This is a genomic window from Halomonas cerina (assembly GCF_014192215.1).
GTDB lineage: Bacteria > Pseudomonadota > Gammaproteobacteria > Pseudomonadales > Halomonadaceae > Halomonas > Halomonas cerina.
The window spans coordinates 203890-226540 of the sequence record NZ_JACHXP010000004.1 but is presented as its reverse complement, the minus strand read 5'-3'; the positions used below and the strand labels follow the sequence as shown (position 1 = coordinate 226540).

Below are 22651 nucleotides of genomic sequence, written 5' to 3'. Positions count from 1 at the left end.
TCCTGCTGCTTAGCGAACAATGTATGCTTCCACTCTAGGCCGATAGAGGCGAGCGGGATAGAGCGCGTTCCATCAGGCCCTGCAGCATGGGGGCGATGCTGCCCCCGGGTGCTGCGCTGCACCGCCTTGTGGGTGGTGTTGCCGGTGTTGAGGTCGGGGAAGACGAACACCATGGCGCGGCCGGCCATCGGCAACCCCAGGGCCTTCTGACGATGCATGGCTGGTGCCGTGGATGTCGTAACGGCGAATGCATGCTGCGTTGCGTCAGAAAGTAGGGATACCCGGCATGCTGCTGGGCCAGTCGCGGCAGAGGTAAGGTGGGATTTGCGTTCGGGCCCTACCTCGACAAGTCGGACTTCGATTTCGACGCGGCGAGCGTCGGTCTGACCTACCGCTTCTGACCCCTGTCGACTCCAGTCGGAAACGGAATGATGAGCGCCCCCGACCTTCTCCCGGCGGGGGCGCTCGTCGTCGGCATCACGATACCCTCCCCATAGCCCTCAGCTGATGGGCCCCCACTTGACATCGCCGGGTACGTAAGTTGCCCCTGCCCTCGACGACAAAGAGTGCAAGCCTATCAATGGGAGATGGCCATGAAAACATCAGTCATTACCGCCTCATCCTTGGCAGCATTGCTTGTCACCGGTGCGGTTCAGGCGCAGAGCGGGCCCTTGGCCTACCAACCGAGCCCCTACGTCGGTGCCGATGCCATGTACTGGGAACTGGACCGGAATGGGCGCAGCGATTTCGACAGCACCGGCCTGCGGCTGCGGGGCGGCGTGGCCTTCAACGACTACCTCGCCATCGAAGGCCACCTGGGTACCGGCGGCTCCGACGGTTCGGTGGACCTGGACTACCTGGCCGGCGGCTATGTGAAGGGTATGCTGCCCATCACCCAGGCGTTCAAGGTCTATGGCCTGCTAGGGGGCACCGAGGTGGAGTTCGAAAGGACCGACAGCGAGAGCGACTTCTCCTACGGTGCCGGTGCCAGCTATGCCGTGACACCGAACCTGGCGGTGGGTGCCGATTACATGCGCTACCTAGAGGAGTCGGACTTCGATTTCGACGCGGCCAGCATCGGTCTGACCTACCGCTTCTGAACCGCGCGGGCCCGAGCCGCCTATGAAGAATGCCCCGTCGCTACAGGGTGGCAGCGGGGCATTCCGTTTCAAGGCCCGCGTCGAGCCTTATACCTCCCGGTAGAGCTCGCCGCCTTCGCGGCGAAACTTCTCCGCCTGTTCCTCCATGCCCTGCATCACGGCGTTCCGGTCGCCGTCGAGGCCCCTGTCCCGAGCATAGTCGCGGACCTCCTGGCTGATCTTCATCGAGCAGAACTTGGGCCCGCACATGGAGCAGAAATGCGCCACCTTGGCGGAGTCCTTGGGCAGGGTCTCGTCGTGGTAGTCCCGGGCAGTGTCGGGATCCAGCCCTAAGTTGAACTGGTCCTCCCAGCGGAACTCGAAGCGCGCCTTGGACAGGGCGTTGTCGCGGCGCTGGGCGGCGGGGTGGCCCTTGGCGAGATCCGCGGCATGGGCGGCGATCTTGTAGGTAATGATGCCGGTCTTGACGTCGTCCTTGTTGGGCAGCCCCAGGTGCTCCTTGGGGGTCACGTAGCAGAGCATGGCGCAGCCGTACCAGCCGATCATCGCCGCGCCGATCCCCGAGGTGATGTGGTCATAACCGGGCGCGATGTCGGTGGTCAACGGCCCCAGGGTGTAGAAGGGCGCCTCGTCGCACTCGGCGAGTTGCTTGTCCATGTTCTCCTTGATCAGGTGCATGGGCACATGACCCGGTCCCTCGATCATCACCTGGACGTCATGCTGCCAGGCGATGCGGGTCAGCTCACCGAGAGTCTCGAGCTCGGCGAACTGGGCCGCGTCGTTGGCGTCGGCGATGGAGCCCGGGCGCAGGCCGTCGCCCAGCGAGAAGGCGACATCGTAGCGCTTGCAGATCTCGCAGATCTCCTCGAAGTGGGTGTAGAGGAAGCTCTCCTGGTGGTGGTAGAGGCACCACTTGGCCATGATCGAGCCGCCCCGGGAGACGATGCCGGTGACCCGCTTGGCGCTCAGCGGCACATAGCGCAGCAACACGCCGGCGTGGATGGTGAAGTAGTCCACGCCCTGCTCGGCCTGCTCGATCAGGGTGTCGCGGAACACCTCCCAGGTTAGGTCCTCGGCCACGCCATTGACCTTCTCCAGGGCCTGGTAGATGGGCACCGTGCCGATCGGCACCGGGGCGTTGCGGATGATCCACTCACGGGTCTCGTGGATGTTGGCCCCGGTGGAGAGGTCCATGACGGTGTCCGACCCCCAGCGGATGCCCCAGGTCATCTTGTCGACCTCGTCCTCGATGGAGGAGGTCACCGCCGAGTTGCCGAGGTTGCCGTTGATCTTCACCAGGAAGTTGCGGCCGATGATCATCGGCTCGGATTCCGGGTGGTTGATGTTGCAGGGGATGATCGCCCGGCCCGCGGCCACCTCGTCGCGCACGAACTCCGGGGTGATCTCCTCGGGGAGCCGGGCGCCGAAGCCCTCGCCCGCATGCCGATGGCCGAGGATGCGCTCGACCTCTTCCGTCCCAAGCGCCTGGCGACGTTGATTCTCCCGAATGGCGATAAATTCCATCTCCGGGGTGACGATGCCCTGGCGCGCGTAGTGCAGCTGGGTGACGTTGTGCCCTGCCTTGGCGCGGCGCGGGGTACGGGTCAGGTCGAAGCGCAGGTTGGCGAGCAAGGGGTCGTTGGCGCGGCGCTGGCCATACTCGGAGGTCGGCCCGTCGAGGAACTCGGTATCGTCGCGTTCCTCGATCCAGGCGCGGCGCAGCTCGGGAAGCCCCTTTCGCAGGTCCACTGAGACCTCGGGGTCGGTATAGGGGCCGGAGGTGTCGTAGACCAGCAGCGGCGGGTTGGCCTCGTCGGCCCCGGAGGTGCGGGTCGGCGACAGGGTGATCTCGCGGAAGGGCACGCGGAGGTCGGGGCGCGAACCCGTCACAAAGACTTTGCGTGAACCGGGCAGCGGCTGGATGGCGGCCTCGTCGACGCGGGCGCTCTCGGCGAGGAAGTGATCGGTCTTGCTCATCGGTGTTCTCCCTTGGATGTATGGTGTTGTCAGGGAGGACAGCGGTCAGGGGCGCGGCAGGTCAGTCTGCTCGATCGCTTGATCCCTACGCTGGTCCTAGCCAGTTCAGGTTCAACGGGACCCATGCTGTCGCCCGGTGGCGAGAGGCATGATCTCAGCCGTCATCAACGGCACCCCGTCAAGCGTGGTGGTGGAGCCTGGGCTTCCGGTCCTTCCTTGGTAACGGTCATCGGTCGGCGCGACCAGCACCAACCTGGCGGTGGCGATAGGACCAGCCCGCTACAGCGAGCGATCCAGTCCCATCTGCCAGAAATCGATCTCGAGCCGCGTGGCATCCCGGAAGATGGTCGCCAACCGGGCGAAGCGCTCTGGGGTGACCTCGGCCAGCCGTGCGTCGAGCCAGGCCCGCTCATCCTGCATCGCGGCCTGGAAGGCGTTGCCCTCGTACATGGCGATCCAGGCGTCATAAGGATTGGCCACGCCGCGCACCGTGAAGGGCTGGGCGTTCAGCCAGCCCGCGATCTCGCCGTAGCCGATTAGACAGGGGGCCAGAGCCACGTGCAGGTCGAGTAGGTCGCCGCGGCTGCCGGTGTCCAGCACGTAGCGGGTATAGGCGAGGGTGGCGCGGGCCTCGGGCAGCGCCGCCAGATCGTCCTCGCCGATGCCCCACTCACGGCAGTAGCCGATGTGCAGGTCGAGTTCCTCGTCGAGGATGGTCTTCAGGCCCTCGACGGCATGGCGCAGCTCGGCCAGGGTCTGGCTCTTGTAGGCGGCCAGGGCATAGGCCCGGGCGAAATGCACCAGGAACAGGTAGTCCTGTTCCAGGTAGTGACGAAACGCGTCCTCGTCGAGGTGCCCGGCGCCCAGCGCGCGTACGAAGTCGTGCTCGATGTAGGCGCGCCAGTCCGGCTGGCAGGCGTCGGTCAGATCGCTGAAGCGGTAGCCCATCTTGCCTCCGGTGCGGTCGGGATCCGGAGGGCGGACGCAGCGGAAGATGGGAGGAGGGCCGGATGGAAAGGGAGCGTGCCGGGCCCACCGCCTGATTCCCTACGCCGGTTCACGCGGGGCCGAGGCCCACGCCCACCCGGATCAGGTTCCACGGGACCAGCGCTGGGCTCTCTCGTATCGAGCACTAGCCTGCGCCATCTCAGCCGGTTCCACCGGCACCCCGTCAAGCGAGTGGATCAGTCTAGCAGCTTGGCGAGGCCTTGCCACCCATCCCGGCATTCGGATCATTCCGGCTGCGCGTCCAGTTGGTCGAACCACTCTCGTCGTTCGGGCAGGGTCAGCTCGCTGGCGGATCGACCGCTGGTGTACCACTCTCGGGCATTGCGCAACTGCCAGCGACGCCGACCATCGTCCAGCTCGATGCCCAGCCGCAGCGGCCCATAACGAGCGAAGGCGCGGCCCGCCACATGGGAGTCGCGCAGGGCGAGGTTGGCGAGCAGCTCCAGGCGGTTGCCGCCGTACATTGCGAGATCCTCCAGGCGGAGGGTATCGTCGTTCAGCATCACGCGGGCCTTGCCGTGCACTTCACCGAGGGTAAGCCGGTCACGCAGCCAGCGTCGTTCCCCGGCAGCGTCGATGAACAGGTTGACCAGCAGGCCGCTGTCGCGCATGGCCAGCTCGAGCCGGGCGTCGAGGTCGAGCGGTGCCTCCCAGCGCATGCGTCCCTCGGGCAGGGCGAGCCGCGCCCACCAGCCCTGGGTGAGGCTTCCGTTGTCGTCCATCAAGCGTACGTCGTCGAGGTTCAGCTGCGAGCCGGAAACATCGAAGCGGAGGGTCTTCAGGTCGCCGTCGGCGAGTCGCATCGCCAGCCTCAGTTCGCCGTCGAGCGTCTGCTCGTCGAAGGCGAGCCGGGCACGGGGGGCTTGCAGCGCCAGTGTGCCGACGGCGTCCGTGCCCTCCAATTGGAGGTGGGTGGCGATAGTTGCCTGGCCGGCCAGCAGTTCGATGCCGCCACCTTCCGGTAGGTAGTCATTGAAGGCGGCCAGGTTCGGCGCCACAACATGAGGCATGTCGATGCGTGTGCTCAGTGAGCGCAGCCCCTCGGGTAATGCGAAGTGCCGTGCCTGGCTGTGAATATCCAGTAGGCGGCCCTCGATCAGCGTGCCGGCGTCCCCCTGGCGGCGCAGGCCGAAGCGGGGCAGGGAAAGATGCAGTTTGGCGCCGGGGTCGGCGATCTCGATCATGAGCGAGCCGTCACCGAAGGCCTCGTAATGCAGAAAGCGTGCGGCGAGCCGCTCGGAGTGTACGTCGAGCCGGCTGCCGGGTACGGCCTCGCCGTCGGCGAAGCGCAGCTCGGTGCTCAGCCGCCCACCCCCCTGGATCGCCAGGCCGTGCTCCTCGGGAAGGTAGGCGTTGAGAAAGCCGAGCCGGTCGAGCAGGCCCTCCAGCTCTAGCGTGCCGGAGAGCGGTCGGCGCGGCGCCTCGCTGCCGGGCCAATCGACACCGCCCCGAAAGCTCGCCTGGCGGGCGACCAGCAGGGTGCGCAGCGGGGCTTCGTCGTTCGTCGATGCGGTCACTTCCACTCGGCTGCCCGAGATGTCGAGGTGCTGGCGGGCGGGATCGAGGTCGCGCAGCGCCAGGGTGGCGTCCAGTTCGCCGTGGAACTCCTCCTCCAGTAGGCGCCCGTCGATGGCCTCGCCCGTCAGGGTGATGCCTCCCCGAAGGCGCCCCTCGTGCAGCGTGAGATGTCCGTCGCTGTCGGCCTGGCCGCCATGGAGCCGCAGCGGTGCCGATACCGGTAGGTAGGCATTGAGCACGTTCACGCTGGGAAGGCGCGCGTCACACCATGTCACTTGGGCCGTCGGGGAGTGGGTGGCCTGCGGCCTTGCTTCCGTTGTGGCGGCGAGCAGGAGATGCTCGGCCTGGAAGAGTCGGCGCCCATCCGCGGTGCGGGTCAGGGCGACGTCGTCGAAGACGAGTTCGACGTTCGCCTCGGGATAGCGGGCATCAGGTACCAGGGCGAGACGTGCCTGGCCGTCGCCGCGGGCGTGAAAGCCGCGAAAGCGTGCGCCCAGCGCTTCGGAGCGCACCTCCAGCCGGCTGCCTGCCAAGGGCTGGCCGTCCCGGATGCGCAGGGCCCCGGCGAGGCGGCCGCCGCCTTCCAGGGCGAGGCCACTCCCCCCGAACCAGTCGGCGAGAAAGGGATCGAGCACGCCGAGATTGGCCACGTGGCCGCGCAGCTCCAAGGTCGCGTCCCAGGGCACTTCGCCGCCAAACAGAAGGCTGTCGTCCAGCTCCCGCCAGGCCAGCGGCGAATGAAAGCGGGCGATAGGCAGCTCCAGGGCGGTGGTGAGCGGTTGCGTCTCCCCCGGGGCGGCGGCTTCGAGATCGAAACGGGTCCCGGAGAGATCCAGCGTGCCATGTGTCACGTCGAGCTCGGCAATGGGCAGGCTCAGGGCGAGACGCCCCGTCAACGGTCGTTCGCCAAGGCGCAGGGCAATGGCCTCGCCGGTGAGGTCGAAACCGCCGGTGAGGCGATCGGCCTCAAAGATCAGCCCACCCTGTAGCCGTGCCGAGCCGCCTTTCAACTCGAGCGGTATCGGCGCCGGCAGGTAGCGGTTGAAGGCGGCGATATCGGCCGTCTCGGTGCTTTGCCACCTAAGCTCGACACGCTGCAGTTCCTCAGGGGGCGCATGCAGGCGCAGCGCGGCAGCGACCAACTCGAGCCGAAAACCCTCGCCGCTGAGCAGGAGACGAGACGTGGAGGTCGGCGTGGCCTCGGGGAGGAGGTCGACCATCTCGATATCGTCGAGTTGGACGGTCAGGCGAGTGTCCTCGCCGACTTCAGCCGCCACCGTGCCGGCACCTTGAAGGTGGTAGAGTGCGCCATCCGCCAGCCAGTGGCGCTCATCGAGCCGCACGCTCAGGCGTGGGGAGTCCAGGCGCAGGCGACTGCCCGGCTGCAGCTCGCCGTCTGCGATGGCGAGCTCGCCTTGCAGGTCGCCGTGTCCGCCGATCGCTAGCCAGCCCAGGGCGGCAAGGTAGGGGTTGAAGACCGCGTAGGCGTTGCTACGCCCGGCCAGGTCGAGGGTGCCGGAGACGAAACGCGCCGCCTCTCTGCCGGAATGCTTCGCCAAGATCAGCGGAGCCAGGCGCAGGTCGGCATCGAGCACCACATCCTCCACCAGCGGTGTGTCGCCGTGTTGCAGGGTGCCTGCTTCCAGCGCCAGCGCTAGCCTATCGACACTGAGCTCACCGGCGCGCCAGCGAACGCCAGCGAGCCGCAGGGTGCCGCTGCCCTGTAGGCGATAGGCGTCGAGACTCGCGTGACGCATGCCCTCGGTCTTGAGTTCGCGAAGGTGTAGCTCATGCGCGAGCAGGGGGGTGAGGGCGACGTGCAGGGTGGCGGCATTCGTCTTCAGCGTGTAGTGGCGCTCGGCGGCGGTACCGGCCAGGCGGAGCCGGGTGACTCGCAGGTGACCGGGAAAGGCCGTCCAGGCGTGCTCCCAGCTCAGCGTGAACCGTGGTGAGCGCTCAAGCTGGCTGCGTGCCCAGTCGCTGTTGAGCAGGGCGTTGGCGGCGACGAGATAGAAGAGATAGAGCGCCGCCAGGATCGACACGAGCCATGCCAGCACCTTGAACGGCGTGGAACGAGTCATGCAGCGCATTCTCGGCTTTGCTGCATGGGGCCTCCTCGATACGCACGGCGGCGGCATCGGTCAGTAGAGTCGGAACCGCTTGAAGTCGGGGCGACCCTCGGCCTCTTCGGGCGTCTTGCGGTAGCGCTTGTATTCCCACTGGTACTGGGCTGGGGCCAAGGCGATGGTGGCCTCGACGCTGGCGTTGACGCCGGCGGCGGAGGTCGCTTCGTCGGGCGCGTAGACCCGCTCATCGGCGGGCAGGAAGTGGATGGCGAAGCCGCGGCCGGGCAGGCGCCTCGCCACGCCGGTGACCACGCGCGCCTCGGTACGGGCCACCAGCTTGGGCAGCAGGGTCGCCGTGTAGGCGGGACGGCCGAAGAAGGGCGCGAAGACACCACTGCCCCAGTGGGGCACCTGATCGGGCAGGATGCCCACTGCCTCGGAACGCTTGAGCGCCTTGAGCAGGGCCGCCACGCCGCGGGACGTGGTAGGCACGAGGCGGGCGCCCTGGCGCTCGCGTCCTCGGCGGATGAGCGGGTCGAGGGCCGTCAGCTTCGGCGGTTCGTACATGGCGGTGAAGGGGAAGTGACCGGAGAGCCAGAAGTTCAGCACTTCCCAGTTGCCGAAGTGCGGGGCCAGCACGATCACGCCGCGCCCGCCGGCGCGGGCCTCGTCGAGCAGCTCGCGGCCATGGACCTCGAGGATCGAGGCCTCGACCCGATCGGCCGGGCCCAGCCAGGCGAAACCCAGCTCGAGCATGGTCGCGCTGGAATGGACCAGGCTCTCGCGCCGCAGCCGACGGCGCGCTGTCTCGGAGCGCTCGGCATAGACCTCGGCGAGGTTGATCCGAGTGACCTCGCGCTCCCGACGGCTGATGCCCTGCACCAGCGGGCCCACCAGGCGGGCCAGGCGCCACAGGGTGGACAGACGACGCCGGGCGAGACTCCGCCACAACAGGGCGACGGCGCGGGCCTGAAGGTCGCGGGAACGGGATGGCGTGTCGGTCATCTCAGAACAGCCAGGTGTCCACGTCGTCCGGGGCACGTCGCTCGTTGAGGGCCTTGAGGCCCTTCACGCAACGAATGACCAGCCACACCACGGCGGCCAGCCAGGTGAGGAAGCCGATCACCACCAGGGTCAGCAGTCCCGACACGGCGAAGTAGAGCAGGGCGATCCAGAAGGTGCGGATCTGGTAGCGGTAGTGCTCGTCCAGCCAGGCCGGGCCCTTGCCGCGGTAGACGTAGGCCATGACCACGGCGATCAGCGAGGTCAGCCCGCCGGTGATGATGCCGGCCAGGTGCAGGGCATACACCACGATGGGCAGGGTGGTGTCGGGGGTGCCGCCCTGATCGGCGACCACCCGGTCGTGTGGTGTTGGGTTGTTCATAGCGCTTCCCTGAAGACGGTGACTGGCGCCCATGATACCGGCCGTCGCCGACAATGCCACCGGCACGGCAGGGCTATTGCAGTTAGCGTTGTCACCGGGGCTGATCCGTCGACAGGTCTACGAGGAGGCGCTGTAAACCCTTCCGTGGGCGCTACTTTTGCCATCCATGGCAAAAGACCTCCTCTTCGACTTGTCACCGGCGCCCTTCGTCATGTTCAACTGCGATTGCCCTGACCGGCGCGGCGGAAGGCCTGCCTTCAGGCGCGGGCGGGACGGATTGTTGCCTCAGTCGCCGGCGGGCTTGAGCGGTCGGCAGATCTCCAGCAGGTTGCCGTCGGGGTCACGCAGGTAGAGCGAGGTGATATCGCCATTGGCGCCCTGGCGGGTCACCGGGCCCAGCTCCACCTCGACATCCAGCGCCTCCAGGTGGCGCTGAACCTCGTCGAGCGGCAGCACACTGCGCACGCAGAGGTCCAGGCTACCGGGGGTGGGGGTAGCGGCCCGAGGCGAGATGTCGGTGGCGGTCCAGTGCAGGCGCAGGGACATGTCGCCGAGCATCAGGTCGACGCGCTCTCGGTCACGGTAGCGTACATCGAGGCCCAGGACGCGGGAGTAGAAGTCGACGGCGCGGGAAATGTCGGTCACGGTGATGACCAGGTGGTCCAGACCTGACAGCATGGCGCACTCCTTGGAGAATTGATCTGTTACAGAGAATACGATGATGCAGACCTGTCCGCTATGCGGGTCAACCGACAGCGTCCCTTACCACCGCGATGCCCGGCGTGACTACCTGGCTTGTCGACAGTGCGCGCTGGTGTTCGTGCCGTCTGACCAGCGGCTCGCACCGGCACAGGAGAAGGCGGTCTACGATCGGCATGAGAACTCGCCGGACGACCCCGGCTACCGGCGCTTTTTGTCGCGGCTCTTCGACCCGCTGCGGGCGAGGTTGTCGCCCGGTGCCCGGGGACTCGATTTCGGCGCCGGTCCGGGGCCAACGCTGTCGGTGATGTTCGAGGAGGCCGGCCATCCCATGGCGATCTATGACCCCTTCTATGCACCGGATCGGCAGGTGCTGGAGACCACCTACGACTTCATCACCGCCACCGAGGTGGTGGAGCACCTCTTCACCCCCGGCCGCGAGCTCGAGGGCCTGGCCGGACGCCTGGTGCCGGGCGGCTGGCTGGGCCTGATGACCAAGCGGGTGCACTCGCCCGAGGCCTTCTCGGGCTGGCACTATATCCTCGACCCGACCCATGTGTGCTTCTTCAGTGAGACCAGCTTCACTTGGCTCGGCCGGTATCTCGACATGAGCGTGCACTTTCCCGCCGGCGACGTCGTATTGCTGCAGCGTCGATGACCGACCACTTTCGATAACATGCCGTTATCGAAAGAAAAAATATCGACGTGGCCGGGGAAGGGGGATTGGCGGCGACCGGCGCCAAGCGTATATTAGACCGCACCTTTTCTTCTCCCTGCACGGCTGCGGCGACACCCGTCCCACCGTCCCTTTCGAGGCTTCCGCTCATGTCCCGGCAGTTGCTGCTCATGGCCCTGGCCCCCCTGATGGGGCTCTTCATCCTGGGGATCGGCAACGGCTTCCTGGCCACGGTGATCACCCTGCGCTTGGACGCCGCCGGGGAGTCGGCGGTGGTGATCGGCTGGGTCTCCTCGGCCTACTTCATCGGCCTGGCGCTGGGCGCGATGCTCAATGACCGGCTGCTGCTGCGTATCGGCCATATCCGCGCCTACGGCAGCTTCGCCTCCCTGGTGGCGGTGACCGTGCTGCTGCAGGGATTGGTCTTCGAGCCCTGGGCCTGGTTCGTGCTGCGCCTGATCGGTGGCTGGGCCACGGTGGGGGTCTACCTGGTGATCGAGAGCTGGCTGCTGGTCTCCGGCGATGCCAAGGTACGCGGCCGGCTGCTGGCGCTCTACATGATCTCGCTCTACGCCGCCGGCGTGCTGGGCCAACTGCTGCTCGGCATCACCGAGGCCATGGGGGGGGCGGCGTCGTTCATGGTGATCGGCCTGCTGGCCTCGCTCTCGGTGCTGCCCATGGCGATGATCCCACGGGTCTCGCCGCTGCTCGAGAAGGCCGAGCCGCTCTCGCCGTTGCGCCTGATCACCCTGACGCCTACCGGGGTGGTGGGCAGCTTCGGCTCGGGGCTAGCCGTGGGAGCGACTTACTCCCTGCTGCCGCTCTATCTGCAGCGGGTCGGCTTCGCGGTGGACCGGGTCGGCCAGATGATGGCGGTGGTGGTGCTGGGGGCCATGCTGCTGCAGTACCCGGTGGGACGTTGGTCGGATCGCCATGACCGGCAGATGGTGCTGATCGGCATCTCTGGCTTCTGCGTGATGATTGCCGTCGCGGTGCTGTGGCTGCCACTCAGCCCCTGGCTGCTGGCCGGCCTGCTGTTTCTGCTCGGCGGCGGGGTCTTCTCGCTGTACCCGGTGGCGGTGGGCCATGCCGCCGACCGGGCCCCGGCCGGCGCCCTGGTACGCATGAGTCAGGGCCTGCTGCTGATCAATGCCATCGGCTCGGCGTTGAGCCCGCCATTGATCTCGCCGGTGATGAGCGTGGTGGGCGATACCGGCCTGTTCTGGGCCTTCGGTACCCTGGGTCTGGCCTTGGTCGGCTTCTTCGCTTGGCGGCGCAGTGTGCGGCCGGCGCCAGTACCGGTGGCACGCTTCTCCCCCACCACACCGATGTCGGCGGTGGGTGCCGAGCTGTCGGTGACCGAGGAGTGGATGCAGGGAGCCCTGGAGCACGAGCGCGTGGAGGACCTGTCCGGGGCCGTGCCCGACGTGGAGGTGGCCGAGCCCCTGGTCGGGCCGCCACCCCCCGACGCATCGCATATCGTCTACTACGATGATAAAGAAGAGGGTACCTCGACCGAGACTACCATGGCGACGGAAGCGGCTCGCAGCTGAAGGCGCATTCGGCTTCCGGCATCGACCTAGGGCTAATGGGCAATCATAAGTAGGAAATCTACTATCGGAAATATTGTTTTTCCTAGAGGTGACCCATGTTCCCCTACCACGCCCCCGTCCGTGACTTCCGCTTTGTGCTCGAGGAACTCCTCGAGCACCGCTCGCTTGACCTGCCTGGTTTCGAGGAGACCAGCTCCGAGCTGGTCGAGGCGGTGCTGGACGAAGCGGCCAGGCTCGCGGGTGACGTCTGGGCCCCGCTCAATGCCAGTGGCGACCGCCAGGGCTGTCGTCTGGAAGGGGACAAGGTCCAGTTGCCGGATGGCTTCATCGAGGCCTATCGCGCTTATGTCGAGGGCGGCTGGAATGGCATCGGAGTGCCTGCCGTCCACGGCGGTCAGGGACTGCCTGAGGTGGTGGCCAGCGCGGTGCAGGAGATGCTTCACGGCGCCAATATGGCCCTCGGGCTTTGCCCGATGCTCACCGCCGGGGCCATCGAGGCGCTGGCCCATCACGGCAGCGACGCGCAGAAGGCCCTCTATCTGCCGAAGCTGGTCGAGGGCACCTGGACCGGCACCATGAACCTCACCGAGCCCCAGGCTGGTTCGGATCTTTCGAAGGTGCGCACCCGGGCGGTTCCTTGTGAAGCGGCCGAGGGCGACCACTACCGCCTGACCGGCCAGAAGATCTTCATCACCTGGGGCGAGCATGACGCCGCCGAGAACATCCTCCACCTGGTGCTGGCACGCACCCCCGACGCTGCCGAGGGCAACAAGGGCATCTCGCTGTTTCTGGTGCCCAAGTTCCTGGTCAACGCCGACGGCTCGCTGGGCGCGCGCAACGATGTCATCTGCACCTCCCTCGAGCACAAGCTGGGTATCCACGGCTCGCCCACCTGTACCCTGAGTTTCGGTGAGCAGGGCGGCGCGATTGGCTACCGGGTGGGTGAGGAGGGACGTGGCCTCAACCACATGTTCACCATGATGAACGCGGCGCGCCACAAGGTGGGCGTGCAGGGCATCGGCGTGGCCGAGCGGGCGTGCCAGCACGCCTTTGCCTACGCCCGGGACCGGGTGCAGGGCCGCCTCCCGAAGAGCCGCGGCGGTGCCGAGTGTCCTATCGGCGACCACCTGGACGTGCGGCGCATGCTGCTCTCCATGCGGGCCCGCACCGATGCCCTGCGAGCGCTGGCGCTCTATTGTGCCGACCAACTGGACGTGGCCCGCCACGCGGAAGACGCAGGCGATCGCCAGGCGGCCCAGGCGAAGGCCGACGTGCTGATCCCGGTGGTCAAGGCCTTCTCGACCGACCAGGCCGTGGAGATCGCCTCGCTGGGGGTACAGGTGCACGGCGGTATGGGCTACATCGAGGAGACGGGTGCCGCCCAGTTGCTGCGCGATGCCCGCATCGCCCCCATCTACGAGGGCACCAACGGCATCCAGGCCCTGGACCTGGCCGGCCGCAAGCTGCAGCGCGATGGCGGCACCGCCCTGGCCGGGCTGATCGATGAGGTGGAGGGCACCGCCCGGGCGCTCTGTGTGACCCCCGGGCTGGCCGCCCTGGGCGAGGGGCTTGCGGCCGGCGCCGCCGATCTCACCGCGGCCCTGGCCACCCTGCTCGAGGAGGGCAGCGACCCGAAGCGCGGCCCCGACGCCATCCAGGCCTACGCCACGCCCTTCTTGAGCCTCACCGGTCACGTGCTCTGCGCCTGGCAGATGGGGCGCGCCGCGCTCAAGGCCATGGCCGCCGAGGAGGCCGGCAGCGATGACCCCGGACGGCCGGACCCCGGACGGCCGGACCCCTTCTATACGGCCAAGCGCCAGAGCGCCGACTACGCCATCCGCCAGTGGCTGCCGGTGGGCCGCGCCCAGCGCGCGGTGATCGAGGCCGGCATGGCGAGTCTCGCCGCCTTCGACCCTGACACCCAGTGACCTTCCTGCCGTCGGCTCCTGTGCCGGCGGCTTTGTGTCAGCACATCTTCCAGGATCTCCATGGAGTCCCCATGACCCAGAGCATCTTCGAGCAGGACCTGCCCCGTACGTCGGCCAACCACGTGCCACTCTCGCCGCTGACCTTCATCGAGCGCAGCGCTACCGTCTACCCCGACTACCCGGCAGTGGTCCATGGCGAGATTCGCCGCAACTGGGCCGAGACCTGGCAGCGCTGCCGGCGTCTTGCCTCGGCACTGGAGCTGCATGGCATTCAGCCCGGCCAGACCGTGGCGGCCATGCTGCCCAATGTGCCGGCCATGTTCGAGGCCCACTTCGGCGTGCCCTTGGCCGGCTGCGTGCTCAATACCCTCAACATCCGCCTGGATGCCGAGGCCATCGCCTACATGCTTGCCCACGGCGAGGCGAAGGTGGTGCTGGTCGACCCCGAGTTTGCTGGGGTCATCGAGGCGGCGGTGGCGAAACTCGACCCCAAGCCGCTGGTGATCGACGTAGACGATGCCCTCTTCGAGGGCCCACCACAGCGTATCGGCCAGGTGGAGTACGAGTCGCTGCTCGCCGAAGGCGATCCCGAGTATCCCTACCGGCTGCCCGAGGACGAGTGGCAGGCGATCTCGCTCAATTACACCTCCGGCACCACCGGCAAGCCCAAGGGGGTAGTCTACCACCATCGCGGCGCCTACCTGAACGCGGTGAGCAACCTCCTCGAGTGGGCCATGCCCCACCACCCCGTGTACCTCTGGACCCTGCCGATGTTCCACTGCAACGGCTGGTGCTTTCCCTGGACGATTGCCGCCAACGCCGGCGTCAGCGTCTGCCTGCGCCGGGTGGATCCGAAGAAGATCATGGCCCTGATCGCCGATGAGAGGGTGACCCACTTCAGTGGCGCCCCCATCGTGCTCAACGGCCTGGTCAACCTGCCCGACGCACAGAAGCGCGATTTCGATCATCCGGTGAAGGTCACCACCGCCGGCGCCGCCCCGCCCGCCTCGGTGATCGCCGGGGTCGAAACGCTCGGCATCGAGGTGACCCATGTCTACGGTCTCACCGAAGTCTACGGTCCGGTGACGGTGTGTGCCTGGCACGAGGCCTGGGACGAGCTGTCCGTGGAAGCGCGGGCGAAGCTCAAGGCGCGCCAGGGCGTGCGCTACCACATGCTCGAGGCATTGTGCATTGCCGATCCTGAGACCCTGGCGCCGGTGCCCAAGGATGGCCAGACCATCGGCGAGATCCTGATGCGCGGCAACAACGTCATGAAGGGCTACCTCAAGAATCCCGAGGCCACCGAGCAGGCCCTAAAAGGCGGCTGGTACCATACCGGCGATCTCGCCGTCTGGCACCCCGACGGTTACATCGAGATCAAGGACCGGGCCAAGGACATCATCATCTCCGGCGGCGAGAACATCTCCACCATCGAGGTGGAGGATGCCCTCTACACGCACCCGGCCGTGGAGGAGGCCGCCGTGGTGGCCAAGCCCGACGAGAAGTGGGGCGAGACGCCCTGCGCCTTCGTCAAGCTCAAGGTGGGCTACGGCGAGGTCACCGAGCAGGAGATCATCGACCACTGCCGCAGCCGCCTGGCCCACTTCAAGGCCCCCAGGACGGTGATCTTCACCGAGCTGCCCAAGACCTCCACCGGCAAGATCCAGAAGTTCGTGCTGCGCGAAGAAGCGCGCAAGCAGTAGCAGCGAATCACCAGTGATTATCTCAGTTGACCCAAGCGAGGAGCGTTCGGGGGCAAGCCGCAGGGGAGGTCCTACGCCAGGGGTGAGGAGGATTCCTCCGAACGGGCTGGCCATGGATGGCCAGCACCGGTCCTGCAAGCGGCGCAGGACGCGAGAGCGAAGCAGGGCGTCGGTAGCGCCCAGGGAAGGGTTCACAGCGCCTCCCCGCAGGCTTGCCGCCGGAGAAAGCTCCTCAGCAGACCACGAGAAAACATCAGGAGAGTGCAAATGAGTCAACAACCGATCGGTGTGGTCGGCGCCGGCACCATGGGCCAAGGCATCGCCCAGGTCCTCGTCCAGAGCGGCTTTCCCGTCAAGCTCTATGACGTGGCCGACGAGCAGCTGACCCGGGCCCGGGGCAACCTCGATAAGGGGCTGGGCAAGCTGGTGACCAAGGGGAAGCTGTCCGAGACCGACAAGGACGCCGCCCTGGCACAGCTGGATACCACCACCGCTCTGGACGCCCTGCGCGACTGCGAGGTGATCATTGAGGCCGCCCCCGAGCAGCCGGCGCTCAAGGAGAAGCTGTTCCGCGACCTGAGCCACCTGACCCACGATGCCATCCTGGCCTCCAACACCTCGTCGCTGTCGCTGACGCGCCTGGCGGGGGTCTGCGAGCGTCCCGAGCGGGTGGTGGGCATGCATTTCTTCAACCCCGTACCGGTGCTCAAGCTGGTCGAGGTGATTCGCGCCGAGCAGACCAGTGATGCCACCGTGGCGCGTATCGAGCAGCTGGCCACGGACTTGGGCAAGACCGCCGTGCCGGTGGGCGACTCCCCCGGCTTCGCGGTCAACCGCTTGCTGGTGCCGATGATCAACGAGGCCGCCTTCCTGGTGCAGGAGGGGGCGGCCACCCCCGACGCCGTGGACCAGGCCATGAAGCTCGGCGCCGCCCATCCCATGGGTCCGCTTCAGCTTGCCGACCTGATCGGCCTGGACGTATGCCTGGCGATCATGGAGGTGCTGCAGGAAGGCTTCGGCGATCCCAAGTATCGCCCCTGTCCGCTGCTTAGGCGCATGGTCGATGCCGGCTACCTGGGGCGCAAGAGCGGACGTGGCTTTCATATTTACGAGTAGGCCCAACAAAAGGGGGATTGCCGCCCAACCTAGCGTTCGCTAGGGTTGGGCGGTATACCTCAACAACAACCCATCGTGGAGCCCCCATGAGCGAGACACTGATCGAGGTCGTCGACAACGCCGGTATCGTGCGCCTGACCATCAACCGGCCGAAGGCGCTGAACGCCCTGAACAGCAATGTGCTGGCCGAACTGGAACGCGTGCTGGTGGAGTTGGAAGGCCGTGATGACCTACGTGCCGTACTGATCACCGGCGCCGGCGAGAAGGCTTTCGTGGCCGGTGCCGATATTGGCGAGATGCGCGACAAGACGCCGGAGCAGGCACGCGCCTTCGGTCGTCAGGCACTGGCCACCTTCAAGCGCCTGGAGACCCTGCCGGTGCCCACCGTGGCCCTGGTCAACGGTTTCTGTCTGGGCGGCGGCTGTGAGCTGGCCCTGGCCTGCGACTGGGCGGTGGCCAGCGACAACGCCCTCTTCGGCCAGCCCGAGGTGCTGCTCGGCGTGATCCCGGGCTTCGGCGGCACCCAGCGCCTGCCGCGTCGCGTGGGGCCGGCCATGGCCCTCGACCTGTGCACCACCGGTCGCAAGATCGACGCTGCCGAGGCCCTGCGCATCGGCCTGGTCAACCGGGTGATGGCCCAGAGCGAACTCGAGGCCTACGGGGAAGAGCTCACCCAGCAACTCGGCGGCAACGGCCCGCAGGCGGTGCGCGCCGCCAAGCAGGCCATCCACGACGGCCTGGAACAGGACCTGGACAGCGCGCTGGCGCTGGAGACCGCCCTGTTCGCCTTCTGCTTCGCCGGCGACGAGCAGAAGGAGGGCATGAGTGCCTTCGTCGAGAAGCGCAAGCCCAGCTTCTGATCCGGTTGGCCGAGACCATGATCGAAAGCCGTGGCGTCAGCGCCACGGCTTTCCTGTATGAGAACTTCCACCTGGCGCGAGGGCCTCAACGCAACGGCTCGACCCCCTGACCGCTGAGTTCCGGGAAGTCGTCATACATGGTCAATGGTGCGATGCCGTCGCGCGAGGCGAGGAATTCGGGACGCCGTGACGGGGCCGCATAAGGCTCGTCCAGGGCGTTGTCCACGCTGTTGTAGACGAAGAACAGGTTGGAGCGCGGCCAGGGCGACATGTTCTCGTTCGAGGCGTGCAGCGTGTTGCACTCGAACAGCAGCAGTGACCCGGCCGGTCCCTTGGGAGCCTGGATGCCGCCACGTTCGGCCAGGCTGGCCAGGGCATCACGGTCCGGCACCCCGATGCTCTGAGCCTTGAGCGACTCCTTCCAGTTCATCTCCGGGGTCTCCCCCACGCAGGGCACGAACAGGCGATGCGAGCCGGGAATCAGCATCAGCGGCCCATTGAATTCGTTGTTGTCGGTCAGCATCAGGGAGGCACTCACGGCCCGCATTTTCGGCATGCCGTCCTCCGAGTGCCAGGTCTCGAAGTCCGAGTGCCAGTCGAAGCCGCTGCCCTGGAAACCGAACTTGTCATTGATGCGTGACTGGTGGATGTAGACCTCACTGCCCAGCAGCTGTCGCACCATGCCCAGGACGCGCGGGTCCCGCGTCAACCGGTCGAACTGTTTCGAGAGCTTGTGCATGCCGAACACGGAGCGGATGGCACCGGTCTGGGGGTCCTTGATGACCTGCTCGGAGCCCATCAGCTCCGCATCGTTCTCCATCTCCTTGAGCTCTTGGAAGAACGGTTCGGTCCGATCCCGGGAGAAGAAGCCGTTGAACCACAAAAAGCCGTCTCGTTCGTAGCGCGAGAGCGCCACTTCATCCAGGGGACCATCCCAGCGTCGTTGGTTGCGGGAATGCACCACCGGCTCCTGTCTCATCAGCGGCGAGCGATATTCCTTCAGGCGTGTCGGATAAGGATCCAGGCGATCGACCATGAAAAAGCTTCCTCATGATGTGGATAAAGGCGTTCCGTATTACCCGTGCGGGAAATGGGCGTTTTCTTGACGGGACTCTGCCCGATGCGCCGCCAGGGGAGCGGGCGGTGTTTTACCTTCAGCTTAGGAGCGGGATGCGGAAGTTCAACCCTGGGTCGAGGTAACCGCGCCCTGGGACGACGGCGTGGGGGGTCAGCCTGAAGGTGTCGCGCGTTTTTGCCGCAGTCGTTCCACCAGCCTCTCCATGTGGGTGACATGGCTGCCGTGCCAGTAGAGCTGGCCACAGTCCTGGCACTGCAGGAAGTGGTCCACGTATTGCCGCGTCAGGGGCTCCAGTCGGTCGATCACTGCCGCCTTGTCGACAGGGACGAGGCGACCGTTACAGTGCGTGCAGCGCGTGAAGGGGCAGAAGGCCGGGTAGAGGTCGAACTCGTCGCAGACTTCCTCGAGCTGTCGCCGGGGGCGATCGTGGCGCACGCAGTGGGCGAGTCGGATACGCTTTCGCTTGAGCAGGTTGCGGTCTCGCGTCAACAGGATGCGATCCTCCTCGTCGGCGCAGGCGGCAAGCTCAGCGTCCCCGATATCATGGCGGTAGTGACAGTCGAAGCCCAGCAGGCGCAGGTAGCGGGCGAGTCGGCCCAACTGGGCATCCAGCGCGAAGCGCGGTCGGCATGGTAGGGGGGGACGCAGGTGGTAGGCGTCAGGCGGAGCGGTCGTCCAGGGGTAGACCTCGACACGCTCGCCGCCGGTCAGGATATGCTCGAAGCCCACCGACCGACCGTCCACCAGGATCACGTCCACCTCGGTATGGGGCACACCCAGCGATTCGATCACGTCTTTGATAGCCGCGCGTCGTGTGACGTCATGGGGCAGAGGCCGGTCGCGGCGTTCGCGCGGCAGGAAGTCGTTCAGGCGGTCGTGAAAGCGGAACTCGGCAGCCATGGCATTTCCTCGACGTCTCACCTCACGAGCAGTCTAGGCCAGGCCTCGGCCGGGGTGACCGTCGCGCTCACGAGCGGTCGCGGGCGCGGCGCAGGGGGTGCGTCGCTTCGAGTTCGGCGAGTTCACGGCGCAGGTCGTTGACCTCTTCGAGCAGGTCGAGCGCCAGCGCCAGGCCGGGGGAGTTGAGGTCGAGGTCGCGCTGCAGCCGCCGGGCGCGCTGCAGGCGCAGGAGGTCATCGACGGAGAAGCGCCACTCCTGCTGCGCGGCGCCGCGTGGCTCAATGACGCCGTAGCTCACCATTTCCTCGATGAAGCCGGCATCGGTGTGGCAGCGGATGCAGAGTTCGCGCAGCGTCACCGTGTGGCGGGTTTCGATCAGCTCCGTCTCGAGGTGGAGGGTGGGGTTTTTGCGGCTCATGGGTCATGACTCCTGCTTACTGCGCGGATCGAAGGCGGCTTCCTTCTCCAGTTCGGCGAAGAGCTCCCGGGCCCGCGGCGACAGCGTCCTGGGCATCACCACCTGCAGTACAACGTAGTGGTCGCCCGCGGGCTTGCCGGGCAGGCCGCGGCCTTTCAGGCGCAGCTTCTGGCCGGCCTGCGCACCCTCGGGGACCTTGAGGTTGACCGAACCGCCCAGCGTCTTCACGGGCACCGTGGCCCCCAGGGCAGCCTCCCAGGGCGCGATCGGCAGCTCGCCGTAGATGTCCTTGCCTTCCACCTTGTAGTGGGGATGCGGTGCGATGGCAATCTCGAGATAGAGATCCCCCGGCTCGCCACCGCCCATGCCCGGGCCGCCCTGCCTCTGAAGACGGATCTTCTGCCCCGAGACCACGCCGGCAGGGATCTTGACGTTGAGTGTGCGTTCCCGATGCACGACGCGGCCGCGCTCGTCGACCTCGGGGACACGCAGGGTGATTGCCTTCTTGGCCCCGGTGTAGGCCTCTTCCAGGAAGAGGGCCAGACGATGATGGAGGTCTTCGCCGCGCAGGTCGAAGCCGCCGGACCTTCTTTGGGCCCCCGAGCGGCGCTGGCCCATGCCGCCGCGCCCGAAGATGGCCTCGAAGAAGTCGCTGAACCCCTGTGCATCCGCGCCGCTGAAGGCGTGTTCGAAGTCCCAGTCGGGCGGGGGCTGGAACCCGCCGCCAGCGGTCTGTGTGCCGTAGCGGCGGAGCTGGTCGTACTCGGCGCGCTTCTGCGGGTCCTTGAGCACTTCATAGGCCTCGCTGACTTCCTTGAAGCGCTGTTCGGCGTCCGCGGCCGTGCTGACGTCAGGGTGGTATTGGCGCGCCAGCTTGCGGTAGGCCCGCTTGATGGCGGCCGGTTCCGCGTCCTCGTCGACGCCCAGGATGTCGTAGTAATCCTTGAACTCCATGTGCACCACCTGCGTGACACTGCGCTCTCGGTACTCTGGCCCAGAGGATGTGATCTGGCCATTCGCTTCTCAGATGGTGACATCCCGGTGCGATATCAAGGCACGCGGCCTGCCCCCCTGACTGCCATTGGCTGGTAGTCGACGACATCGGCCGCTTCGTCATCCACGCCTGACCCGCCGGTCCGGCGCCGGGTGCTGCCTCCCACTGGAACCTAGAGCGTCTTGAGGTACTCGACGAGGGCATCGCGATCCTCCGCCGGGAGCTCGGTGCCGTATTCGTGGCCGGCGTTGCCGTTGCCCGGCTCGCGCGTATCGTAGCGAAAGCCGTATCGCTTGGCCGCCTCGCCCGTGTGGATAAAGCCCAGTCGTGCGGGGTGATAGACGTCGTAGCCGCGGTAGAATACTTCGGGGCGCTGTTCGGTGGGGCGCAGCAGGTCCTCGATGGTGGGCACCGAGCCGTTGTGCAGGTACGGGGCGCGCAGCCAGAGGCCGGTCAGCGGCTTGGCCACGTAGCCGTCGGTCTTGACGAAGGCGTCGAAGTCCCAAGGGTACTCCTCGGCGTAGGCGTTGTAGCGCTCGGCCGCCTCGGCGGTCCACATCGCCAGGCGGTGACGGTCGGTGCCCACCTCCGCCTGCGGGATCACCGTGCCGGTACGCGCCCCGTCGGGCCCGTGGCAGCCGGCGCAGGTCTCCTCGAAGAGCACTTCGCCGCGCGACGCCATCTGCCTGTCCAGGGTGTCAAGGAAGGGGTAGGGCGGTGGCCTCTGATGGCGCAGGTAGGCCGCAAGCTCCTCAAGCGCCTCCACGGGCAGGGAGTCGGGCCGCGCACCGTCGCCGATGGCGCCGCTGAGCACCACCTCGGTCAAGGAGTCGTTGAGCCCGTCCCAGTGCAGGGCATGGCCCTCCTGCGCATCCATCGCCCACAGCGCCATGATGTCGGAGTTACCGATGGTGTCATCCTCGGCGGGGTCCAGGGCCAGCAGGTCGGGGTGGAACTTCACCGGGTTGAAGGGGTCAATACGCCCTGGTCCCCAGCGCGGGCGCTCCTCGGTCCAGGCAAAGCGCTCGGCCTGCTCCCTAAGCCCGTCGCGAGTGCGCGGAATGATCAAAAAGCGATAGAGCAATCGGTCGAGCCAGGAGAGCTCGGTCTCCTCCTGGATGGCGGCCAGCAGGGTGTCGGCGGTGAAATCTGGGTCGGCGGCGGCATCCCCCAAGAAACGCAGGTAGGCCTGGGGGTCGAAGGTCTGGTGAGGACCGGTGGGCACGATACGGCGCTCGCCGTCCGCCGCCGTGCGGTAGGTGGCGGTGTGGCAGGCCGCACAGTTGATGCCGATGCGCGGGAAGCCGATGGTCTTTAACGAGAAGCCCACCGGCGTGGGTTCGCCTTCCTCCCAGACGATCCCCAGGGCGGCGTAGCCCTCGTCCTCTCCCTCCCCCGGCAGGTGCTGCGGGAACAACCCCGGCAGCACACGCCAGACCCAGTAGGGCAGGCCTTCCTCCGATTCGGTACCGATGGAGCCGTAGCGGTAGTAGGCCTCGACGCTGTCGAAGTGCTGCGGTTCCTCACGGAACAGCTGATACCAGCCGAACGCCGCCAGCGCGGCGCCCAGCGCCAACAGCAAGGCCAGCCAGCCGAGCCAGCGACGAGATTGCTTGGAGTTCGTGTGATGCCGGAATGCCATGACCGCCTCCTCCCGGATGAGCCAACGACAG

The 22651-nt window shown here is 66.9% G+C and carries 18 protein-coding genes, 1 pseudogene and 1 riboswitch; of the genes and pseudogenes, 7 read left to right on the top strand and 12 right to left on the bottom strand.

Features of this window, described 5'->3' with window-relative positions; genetic code table 11:
• Nucleotides 1-34: 34 nt before the first annotated feature.
• Nucleotides 35-212, bottom strand: a pseudogene (locus FHR94_RS05800) (phosphate acyltransferase); the annotation flags it as partial.
• 381 nt (nt 213-593) lie between these two features.
• Between FHR94_RS05800 and FHR94_RS05795 the strand changes: the two are divergent.
• Nucleotides 594-1100, top strand: coding sequence for a porin family protein (locus FHR94_RS05795; protein WP_183324681.1), 507 nt, complete (start codon nt 594-596; stop codon nt 1098-1100).
• Between the two features lie 87 nt (nt 1101-1187).
• Here the strand turns inward: FHR94_RS05795 and thiC are convergent, their stop codons facing one another.
• From thiC to FHR94_RS05765, 6 genes are all read right to left on the bottom strand, one after another.
• Nucleotides 1188-3077: a phosphomethylpyrimidine synthase ThiC gene (gene thiC, locus FHR94_RS05790; RefSeq protein ID WP_183324680.1), complete on the bottom strand. Its 1890-nt coding sequence runs from the start codon at nt 3075-3077 to the stop codon at nt 1188-1190.
• Between the two features lie 65 nt (nt 3078-3142).
• Nucleotides 3143-3265, bottom strand: a riboswitch (TPP riboswitch).
• A gap of 91 nt (nt 3266-3356) precedes the next feature.
• On the bottom strand, nt 3357-4025 hold the full coding sequence (gene tenA / locus FHR94_RS05785; RefSeq protein ID WP_183324679.1) for a thiaminase II: 669 nt from the start codon (nt 4023-4025) through the stop codon (nt 3357-3359).
• 284 nt (nt 4026-4309) lie between these two features.
• Nucleotides 4310-7684, bottom strand: a complete 3375-nt coding sequence (locus FHR94_RS05780; RefSeq protein ID WP_183324678.1) for a hypothetical protein — start codon at nt 7682-7684, stop codon at nt 4310-4312.
• 60 nt (nt 7685-7744) lie between these two features.
• Nucleotides 7745-8674, bottom strand: a complete 930-nt coding sequence (locus tag FHR94_RS05775; RefSeq protein ID WP_183324677.1) for a lysophospholipid acyltransferase family protein — start codon at nt 8672-8674, stop codon at nt 7745-7747.
• A 1-nt stretch (nt 8675) separates the two neighbouring features.
• Entirely contained in the window at nt 8676-9053 is a 378-nt protein-coding gene (locus FHR94_RS05770; protein ID WP_183324676.1) for a DUF4870 family protein, read from the bottom strand.
• Nucleotides 9054-9338: 285 nt separating this feature from the next.
• Nucleotides 9339-9731 (bottom strand): VOC family protein, encoded by a 393-nt coding sequence (locus tag FHR94_RS05765; protein ID WP_183324675.1) that lies wholly within the window; start codon nt 9729-9731, stop codon nt 9339-9341.
• Nucleotides 9732-9771: 40 nt separating this feature from the next.
• Between FHR94_RS05765 and FHR94_RS05760 the strand changes: the two genes are divergently transcribed.
• The 6 genes from FHR94_RS05760 (at nt 9772) to FHR94_RS05735 (ending at nt 17588) form a co-directional block, all read left to right on the top strand.
• Complete coding sequence (locus tag FHR94_RS05760; protein ID WP_183324674.1) at nt 9772-10410, top strand: class I SAM-dependent methyltransferase; 639 nt, start codon at nt 9772-9774, stop codon at nt 10408-10410.
• 167 nt (nt 10411-10577) lie between these two features.
• On the top strand, nt 10578-11981 hold the full coding sequence (locus tag FHR94_RS05755; protein WP_183324673.1) for an MFS transporter: 1404 nt from the start codon (nt 10578-10580) through the stop codon (nt 11979-11981).
• Between the two features lie 95 nt (nt 11982-12076).
• On the top strand, nt 12077-13909 hold the full coding sequence (locus tag FHR94_RS05750) for an acyl-CoA dehydrogenase (RefSeq protein WP_183324672.1): 1833 nt from the start codon (nt 12077-12079) through the stop codon (nt 13907-13909).
• A 71-nt stretch (nt 13910-13980) separates the two neighbouring features.
• On the top strand, nt 13981-15612 hold the full coding sequence (locus FHR94_RS05745) for an acyl-CoA synthetase (RefSeq protein ID WP_183324671.1): 1632 nt from the start codon (nt 13981-13983) through the stop codon (nt 15610-15612).
• 267 nt (nt 15613-15879) lie between these two features.
• Nucleotides 15880-16728 (top strand): 3-hydroxyacyl-CoA dehydrogenase NAD-binding domain-containing protein, encoded by an 849-nt coding sequence (locus FHR94_RS05740; protein ID WP_183324670.1) that lies wholly within the window; start codon nt 15880-15882, stop codon nt 16726-16728.
• An 86-nt stretch (nt 16729-16814) separates the two neighbouring features.
• Entirely contained in the window at nt 16815-17588 is a 774-nt protein-coding gene (locus FHR94_RS05735) for an enoyl-CoA hydratase-related protein (RefSeq protein WP_183324669.1), read from the top strand.
• An 85-nt stretch (nt 17589-17673) separates the two neighbouring features.
• Here the strand turns inward: FHR94_RS05735 and thpD are convergent, their stop codons facing one another.
• The 5 genes from thpD to FHR94_RS05710 all read right to left on the bottom strand — a co-directional run bounded on the left by thpD (nt 17674) and on the right by FHR94_RS05710 (nt 22620).
• On the bottom strand, nt 17674-18624 hold the full coding sequence (thpD, locus tag FHR94_RS05730; protein WP_183324668.1) for an ectoine hydroxylase: 951 nt from the start codon (nt 18622-18624) through the stop codon (nt 17674-17676).
• A gap of 192 nt (nt 18625-18816) precedes the next feature.
• Nucleotides 18817-19566 (bottom strand): Mut7-C RNAse domain-containing protein, encoded by a 750-nt coding sequence (locus FHR94_RS05725; RefSeq protein WP_183324667.1) that lies wholly within the window; start codon nt 19564-19566, stop codon nt 18817-18819.
• Nucleotides 19567-19633: 67 nt separating this feature from the next.
• Nucleotides 19634-19984: a chaperone modulator CbpM gene (locus tag FHR94_RS05720; RefSeq protein ID WP_183324666.1), complete on the bottom strand. Its 351-nt coding sequence runs from the start codon at nt 19982-19984 to the stop codon at nt 19634-19636.
• Nucleotides 19985-19987: 3 nt separating this feature from the next.
• Complete coding sequence (locus FHR94_RS05715; RefSeq protein WP_183324665.1) at nt 19988-20938, bottom strand: DnaJ C-terminal domain-containing protein; 951 nt, start codon at nt 20936-20938, stop codon at nt 19988-19990.
• Between the two features lie 212 nt (nt 20939-21150).
• Nucleotides 21151-22620 (bottom strand): c-type cytochrome, encoded by a 1470-nt coding sequence (locus FHR94_RS05710; RefSeq protein ID WP_183324664.1) that lies wholly within the window; start codon nt 22618-22620, stop codon nt 21151-21153.
• Nucleotides 22621-22651 lie beyond the last annotated feature (31 nt).